Raw genomic sequence first — 5,050 nt, forward strand, 5'->3', positions numbered from 1 at the left:
GGTTTACGCTTCAACCTGATTGCAGGTATCTATAACTATGAACTTAACCTTTCAGAATGACTTTTGCAAGAGGTCTACTGTACAATGCTTGCAATTTCCGACGCAGAAGAGCAAGTGCGGGTATTAGCCACTCTGCGGCTTCAAGGGTTCACAACTAACTGTTAATAATCGATCAAAAGGGTAATTGCATACCGCACCGCTTCCCCCATTATCGAACCACGAACACGATCGGACGCCGTTTTCTCCCACGCGAGCAACTGTTCCCGAAAACTCGGATCTTGCTTGGCGCGCTGCACGATCGCCTGACTGATAACTTTCTTTTGAATCTGCTCTGTTGGGATACCTTGCTGCTTCAAATAATCCAACAGCCGCTGCACACTTTCGGAGAATTTATCCGGCGTCTGAGACATCAAAATAAACGAAATTTGGCGCACCATTCGCTGGTATATTTCCTGTCTTCTGAGCAATGTTTCCTTTTGGCTCGGCTCCCCATTGTTACTAGGAACAGCCAAGTCCAGCAAACTCAAAATTTCAGCGTCCTTGGCTAAAATCTTTTCCAACATATCTGGATAAAGCTCCAAAATGCGATCGCCCAAAATCTTGCCGTTCACCAAACGGTTCGCGCTCAGCCGCAGTAAATTTTGTTCTCCCGCAGAGTCAAAAAATTGAACGTTAAATTTGAGTTCGTGGCTTTCCAACTCCACCCGACGCAGCGTAAAAACCAACGCCTCCCAATTAGGAGATTCATCAAAACACACCTTCACAATAGAACTGTCCTCTTGATGCTGCCGCCCCAATTCCCCCGACTCAAAATCGCGATCGACCGGAAAGCGATTTGCCGCAACTTTCGCAGTATAATCAAACTGAGTAAAAACATAGCTGCAGTCAACTCTCGACAGATCGACATCTTGAACTTGCCAATTTTGAATGCAGCAACCCGTAAGCTGGGCCCCCTCCAAATTCGTCCGAATCAAACGGCACTCAATCAAACAAGCTTCTTTTAAATCCGCCTCACCCAACATCGCATCCATCAAATAAGCGCCGCTCAAATCAGCTTTCCGCAAATCAGCACTTCGCAAATTAGCTTCGCTCAAATCCGCCCGCAGCAAATACACTCCTTGCAGGTTAGCTCGCAGCAAAAGTGCCTTCTTAAAACTCGCTTTCAATAAATAAGAACCCGCCAGATTAGCTCGACTCAAATCAGCGTTATCCAGCACCGCCTCCGTCAAATCCGCACCCGCCAGCACAGCTCGGTGCAAGTCAGCGCCCGTCAGATTTGCCGATCGCATTTGAGCGCCATTCAAGTCAGATTCAATCAAATTTACACCGATTAAAATTGCCGATCGCAAATTCGCTTCCACCAAATGCGCTTCCCGCAAATTAGCACCCGTTAAATTAGCACCAACAAGACTGGCGCGGTTGAAATTCGCCTCCATCAATTCCGCCGTCATCAACTTCGCGCCGTCGAGTTTAGCCCCAACAAAATTAATCTGGTCAGATTTAACTCTTTGAAGATTAGCACCACCCAAATCAGCTTCCGGGAACGCGGCCCAATTGAGTTCTGCTGCTTCCAAACAAGCAAGGCGCAAATCCGCTTTAGCAAGATTTGCCCCGCTCAAATTTGCCCCGCTCAGATTCGCCCCAGCCAGCCCCGCACTGCGGAGATCCGCGCGGCGCAAACAAGCCCCTATCAACTTGGCATTGCTCAAAAAAGACCAGCTCAAATTAGCACCGGTCAAGTTAGCACCAGTGAGGTCTATTTCTCGCAGGTTAACACCGCTTAAACTAGCGCCGCTGAGGTCAATGTGACCAAAGTTGCGCTCTCCTTGTTGATAGCGCTGTAAAAATTCTTGTGTTTGCATTCCGCTGATTGGGGGGCTGGCAATTTAGCTGTTTTAGGACGCGCGGGTCAATAACTTTAACTCTAAGGTGTGCACGGAACACGATCGGGCTAGGCAGGGGGAAACTACCTCTACTACTTACTGCAACAACTCACGTCCTCCGGGTGATCTGTGGGTACTTTACCCCTATAGATAGCAGCTCAAAGGATTGGTTGCGTAAGTTCTATTTCTACTACCAGCTTTACAGACTTTTGTAACTTAAAGCAGCAAAGTTCACATCTTATACGCTGCCCCACCGGAGAGTGTTTTTACCTAAAGCGCTGCAATTCTTGCTGCAAGTGTTTTCCCCATTTAGTCGCTAGAGGAATTTCTGTAAAAGGAACTTGCACCGCAGCAGCATCTTTCAACAAAAATTCGAGGGCGATTGGACTTCCCGAATTCGGCGGTGACTCTAAATCAACGGCCTGAGAGTTGACTAACAACCGCAGCGAATGCACGTCTTTTAAAGAAAAAGTTTGCAAATTCACAGGCCCGCTGCGAGTAGGTTTTCCCCAAGTTAAACTGTCTTCTTGCTGACCGAGTACAGCATAAATATCGTACTTGGCTTTAGCGAATTGTTCGGCCCAGACGCGATAGGCTTCCAGCTTTTGATACTCGTTCCATCCAGCCCAAGCTAGCCCAATAAAAATTGCCAGCAGCGGCAGCCACATTAAACCTCTTTCCATGCAATACCCTTTTTGAAAATACTCGCTTGTTCAGTTTCTCATCTTCTCTAATGATACAATTAATTGAACTCCTCAAACTTGCTCTGCAATTTAAACTAGAAATTAGAGCAATTTTTGAGCGAGCAACAGCCACTGCCGAAAACTACCAAACGCTCGCGTGGGAGATATCCACAAGTCGCAGCAAGGAAAACTGGCGCTGGCGGTGAAAATTGGGTTATTGTGGTGAACACGCCTTCCCTAAACGGACGATCGGCAATGAAAAAGTTTTTCCTTCTGTGCTTATTTTTAATCGGGCTCGGCTGGGCGATTTCTAATTTCCCAGGACTTGCTACTCAAGGCACTTACGACTCGATTGTGCTGGATTTCCGCGAAGATTTGGGTGCTGCTGAGATTGCGAAAGAAGTAAATGCGATCGCCCAACAGTACCAAGTCGCACCGCAACTCAACAGCGAATTCTCAGCGGCCGACAATGTATATGTAGTTAAGGGCGATCGCACTTTGCTAAACGCCCTGAGAAAATCAAATTTGGCTAAAGATACCGAATACATTGAACCGAACTTTGTCTACAGCGCTTTCGAGATTCCCAACGACCCCATGTATACCAAGCAGTGGAATCTCCGCAGCATCAACGTAGAATCTGCCTGGAACGAAACCAAAGGCAGCGGCACAACAGTAGCGATAATTGACACGGGTATTACTCCCGTCGCTGACTTAAAAGAAACCAAATTTGTACCGGGCTACGACTTTGTAAACGATCGCGCCGAAGCCTACGATGACAACGGCCACGGTACTCACGTCGCCGGTACAGTCGCCCAATCAACTAACAACAATTACGGCGTTGCGGGCATCGCCTACGAAGCAGCTTTAATGCCGCTAAAAGTGTTAGGCGGCAGCGGTGGCGGCACGGTTTCCGACATCGCCGAAGCGATTAAATTTGCTGCTGACAACGGCGCCGACGTGATTAACCTGAGTCTCGGCGGCGGCGGTGAAAGTCAGTTAATGGAAGAGGCGATCGACTACGCCCACTCTAAAGGCGTTGTCATCATCGCAGCCGCCGGCAACTCCGGCGACAGTTCCGCTTCCTATCCCGCCCGCTATCCCCACGTCATCGGCGTTTCCGCCCTCGGCCCCGACGACGAAAAAGCCTCTTACTCCAATTTCGGGGCGGGAGTTGACATTGCAGCCCCCGGCGGTTCTGAAATGGGCAAAATCCTGCAAAGTACGATCGACCCGGAAACCGGCGCCGAAGTATTTGAAGGCTACCAAGGCACTAGCATGGCTTCTCCCCACGTTGCAGCCGTTGCAGCCCTTGTCAAGGCATCGGGCATCACAGAACCCGACGCAATTCGCAGCGTACTCTTGCAGTCGTCGCGAACTGTCACTGAAGATCCGTTAAACCATTTTGGTTCAGGACACCTAGACGCAGCCGCAGCAGTTCAGCTAGCCCAGCGCGGACAAATCAATTTCCGCGATTTCTTCCGCTGGCTGCGCGATAACGGCTATCTCAACCCCCGCTTTTGGATTGACGGCGGTGCAGTCGCCCTGTTGCCTAAAATTGCAATGGTGCTCGGTTCTTACCTGCTGGCTTTCTTTATGCGGAATTATTTTCCGTTCCAGTGGACTTGGGGCTTTTCCGGCGGCTTGATGGCTGGTAGTTCTGGGTTCTTTTTCCTGCGGAACTTGTTTGTATTTGACTTGCCGCAGTGGCCGATGCGGGTGATGGGCAGTTCTATTCCCGAACTCGGCGGTGCAATTAATGGCAGCAGTATGCTGAATCCCTTTTTTGCTAGCGTTTTGATTCCGGGGATTTTGATTGCTTTGCTGTTGGGACATCGAGAGTGGAAGTGGATTGCGATCGCAATTTCGATCGGTTTTGCCAGCAGTTTAGCGGTCAATGCTTTTGTGTCTCCCACAGTCTGGGGATTGGGCACAGGTTTGGTATCACAAACATTCTTGATTGTCAATGCTTTACTGTGTTTCGGACTGGCGCGTTTAGCAATTAAAACAGAGGTGCGATCGGCATGAGTATTACTGTCAAAGGTGAAATTGAACGCAAAGGATTAGGCCCGGGCACTTGGGCTTTGGTTGGCCAAGATGGGGAAACTTACGAACTTAAGGATGCTCCTTCTGACTTGAAAAAAGCTGGTTTGAAAGTCAGTGTTAAAGGTGAAGTCCGCAAGGATGTGATGACTTTTGCTATGATCGGCCCGGTGCTTGAGGTGCAGTCTTTTGAGGTGTTGTAGGTCGATCGACTAATCCAGCTTTCGAGCAAAAAAAAACCCCGGCCAAAATTGGCTGGGGTTTATTAATCAGGGTGCATCTTTATTTACTTTCCAGTGGCTAGCACGATTTTCGGGAGAAAATTGATTTTTAACCGCAGATGCACGCAGATTAACGCGGATAATTTCTGGGGGGGTGACAACCCACCCAAAACCCATAGCTAGTAAGGATTGAGCCAACTTGTGGTAAAAAAAGATAGGCAGC

Annotated in this window: 5 protein-coding genes; 3 read left to right on the forward strand and 2 right to left on the reverse strand. The window is 48.8% G+C overall.

Annotated elements, in window-relative coordinates:
• Positions 1-161: 161 nt before the first annotated feature.
• Together QUA10_RS28485 and QUA10_RS28490 are read right to left on the reverse strand one after the other, a co-directional pair.
• Positions 162-1,862: a pentapeptide repeat-containing protein gene (locus tag QUA10_RS28485; RefSeq protein ID WP_333085883.1), complete on the reverse strand. Its 1,701-nt coding sequence runs from the start codon at positions 1,860-1,862 to the stop codon at positions 162-164.
• 287 nt (positions 1,863-2,149) lie between these two features.
• Positions 2,150-2,566: a hypothetical protein gene (locus QUA10_RS28490; RefSeq protein WP_333085884.1), complete on the reverse strand. Its 417-nt coding sequence runs from the start codon at positions 2,564-2,566 to the stop codon at positions 2,150-2,152.
• A 50-nt stretch (positions 2,567-2,616) separates the two neighbouring features.
• On the opposite strand from QUA10_RS28490, the gene QUA10_RS28495 reads away from it, so the two are divergent.
• The 3 genes from QUA10_RS28495 to QUA10_RS28505 are packed head-to-tail and all read left to right on the forward strand — an operon-like array spanning position 2,617 to position 4,809.
• A complete protein-coding gene (locus QUA10_RS28495; RefSeq protein WP_333075628.1) occupies positions 2,617-2,772 on the forward strand; it encodes a hypothetical protein in 156 nt (51 codons plus the stop codon).
• Positions 2,773-2,821: 49 nt separating this feature from the next.
• Positions 2,822-4,591 (forward strand): S8 family peptidase, encoded by a 1,770-nt coding sequence (locus QUA10_RS28500; protein ID WP_333085887.1) that lies wholly within the window; start codon positions 2,822-2,824, stop codon positions 4,589-4,591.
• Entirely contained in the window at positions 4,588-4,809 is a 222-nt protein-coding gene (locus QUA10_RS28505) for a hypothetical protein (RefSeq protein ID WP_333085886.1), read from the forward strand. Before QUA10_RS28500 ends, QUA10_RS28505 begins: the two co-directional genes overlap by 4 nt.
• The last annotated feature ends 241 nt before the right edge of the window (positions 4,810-5,050 follow it).

Source organism: Microcoleus sp. Pol8_D6 (assembly GCF_036700965.1).
Taxonomy (GTDB): domain Bacteria; phylum Cyanobacteriota; class Cyanobacteriia; order Cyanobacteriales; family Microcoleaceae; genus Microcoleus.

Coding starts and splice junctions, on each gene's coding strand:
- QUA10_RS28505 (WP_333085886.1), top strand. CDS start 4,588: ATGAGTATTACTGTCAAAGGTGAAATTGAACGCAAAGGATTAGGCCCG.
- QUA10_RS28495 (WP_333075628.1), top strand. CDS start 2,617: ATGATACAATTAATTGAACTCCTCAAACTTGCTCTGCAATTTAAACTA.
- QUA10_RS28485 (WP_333085883.1), bottom strand. CDS start 1,862: ATGCAAACACAAGAATTTTTACAGCGCTATCAACAAGGAGAGCGCAAC.
- QUA10_RS28490 (WP_333085884.1), bottom strand. CDS start 2,566: ATGGAAAGAGGTTTAATGTGGCTGCCGCTGCTGGCAATTTTTATTGGG.
- QUA10_RS28500 (WP_333085887.1), top strand. CDS start 2,822: ATGAAAAAGTTTTTCCTTCTGTGCTTATTTTTAATCGGGCTCGGCTGG.